This window comes from Microcystis sp. LEGE 08355, from assembly GCF_015207185.1.
Taxonomy (GTDB): domain Bacteria; phylum Cyanobacteriota; class Cyanobacteriia; order Cyanobacteriales; family Microcystaceae; genus Microcystis; species Microcystis panniformis.
The window spans coordinates 1-1,251 of record NZ_JADEXI010000903.1 but is presented as its reverse complement, the minus strand read 5'-3'; the positions used below and the strand labels follow the sequence as shown (position 1 = coordinate 1,251).

At 48.6% G+C, this 1,251-nt stretch carries 2 protein-coding genes; both read right to left on the bottom strand.

Annotated features, from left to right (window positions below):
- Positions 1-300: 300 nt before the first annotated feature.
- Positions 301-657, bottom strand: a complete 357-nt coding sequence (locus tag IQ242_RS25110; RefSeq protein WP_228021218.1) for a DUF3368 domain-containing protein — start codon at positions 655-657, stop codon at positions 301-303.
- 110 nt (positions 658-767) lie between these two features.
- Entirely contained in the window at positions 768-1,046 is a 279-nt protein-coding gene (locus IQ242_RS25105) for a UPF0175 family protein (RefSeq protein WP_193961825.1), read from the bottom strand.
- Between the last annotated feature and the right edge of the window lie 205 nt (positions 1,047-1,251).

Here is a 1,251-nt window from a genome sequence, read left to right as displayed (position 1 = left end):
GAGGTGTAGCGGTGGGCGAGAGAACGGTGGAGGTGGGAGGCGGCAACGTGGGCGTCGGTGCGGATTGTGGCGCGCAAGCCGCCATCACTAGCAGAATTCCGCCTAGAGTTAGACGAACAGTATTCTGTTGCATGACGAAGCCTCTCTTTCTTTGTGATGGAGTATAGTTTATAGCAGCCCAACGGTAAAGTGCGGCGGCGGCAGGTAGCCTGAAACGCTCAACCGATGACTCTCATCCGTCCGCTGCCACGCAGTGTTAGCTGGCTTTCCTCGCCGCTTCCTCCTGACTATACTACAACCTTATTCTCTACTCTCTAGCAATGCTTGAATGATGCGGCGGGATATGCGGAAGTTCGTTTGTTGCAATCGAGCAATAGCGTCTGAAAGCTCGACAAAACCCTGACTTGCAGCATCATCTAAGATTCCAAGAGTGCCGATAATGGGGATTCCACGATCGCTGGCTATCTGTCGCCCCAAGCGTTCATCGATAATCAGCAAATCTGCTGGCAAGGTTTGAGCCAGACTAATCGCTGCCTGTTCTCCAGGATCAAGGGCATCAAGAGTTTCATCTACCACGGAAACGGTTTGAACCGTAAACCAAGGTGGAGGATTGGCGATCCATTGCTGAAGGAAGAGTGGCGCAGAGGGATCAACCATTTCATCTCGAACCACGTCAGGGACGATGATTTGCTGAAACAAGCGGGGGAGCAAGTCGATCTGGTTAATGAGGAGTAAATAGTTGATGGGTGAGGTATCAGAAACGACGATCATGAAGCACTATTGGTGTATTTAACACGCAGTTGACGGAGAGCTTCGCGATCGCGCTCTAAATCGGTTTCATCGTAGTGTAAATCAGCATTGTGCTGTTTCAGAAAGTCATCTACTGCCCAACGAGACGGTAGCTCAAGGATACGCCCAACCTCTGCACTGGTAATTTTTTCTACTTGATAGGCTTGTATGACTAAGGCTTCTAAAATCTCACGAGCAAGGTGATCGCGGTTAAAATGTTGAACCAGTTCATCGGGGAGATTGAGGATAATTTGCATAGGGTTGGTACTAGAAAAATCAATTCGTAGGGCAATTACTTTAAGTCTAGTATAGCTGGACTTCCCCGTTGACAAAAAGCCATAACCTGTGCCGTAGAAGGGATTAAGAGAATTTCCATCGCCCCGTTACTGGGTACAAATCAGGGAAACTCCCAATAAATCTAACGCTTTTTGTTGCAGTTGGGTCGGTCGAGTTATCTTAGAA

What these genes read in the sequence shown, in the direction of transcription:
- IQ242_RS25110 (WP_228021218.1), bottom strand. Translation starts at nt 657, where the DNA reads ATGGTTGATCCCTCTGCGCCACTCTTCCTTCAGCAATGGATCGCCAAT.
- IQ242_RS25105 (WP_193961825.1), bottom strand. Translation starts at nt 1,046, where the DNA reads ATGCAAATTATCCTCAATCTCCCCGATGAACTGGTTCAACATTTTAAC.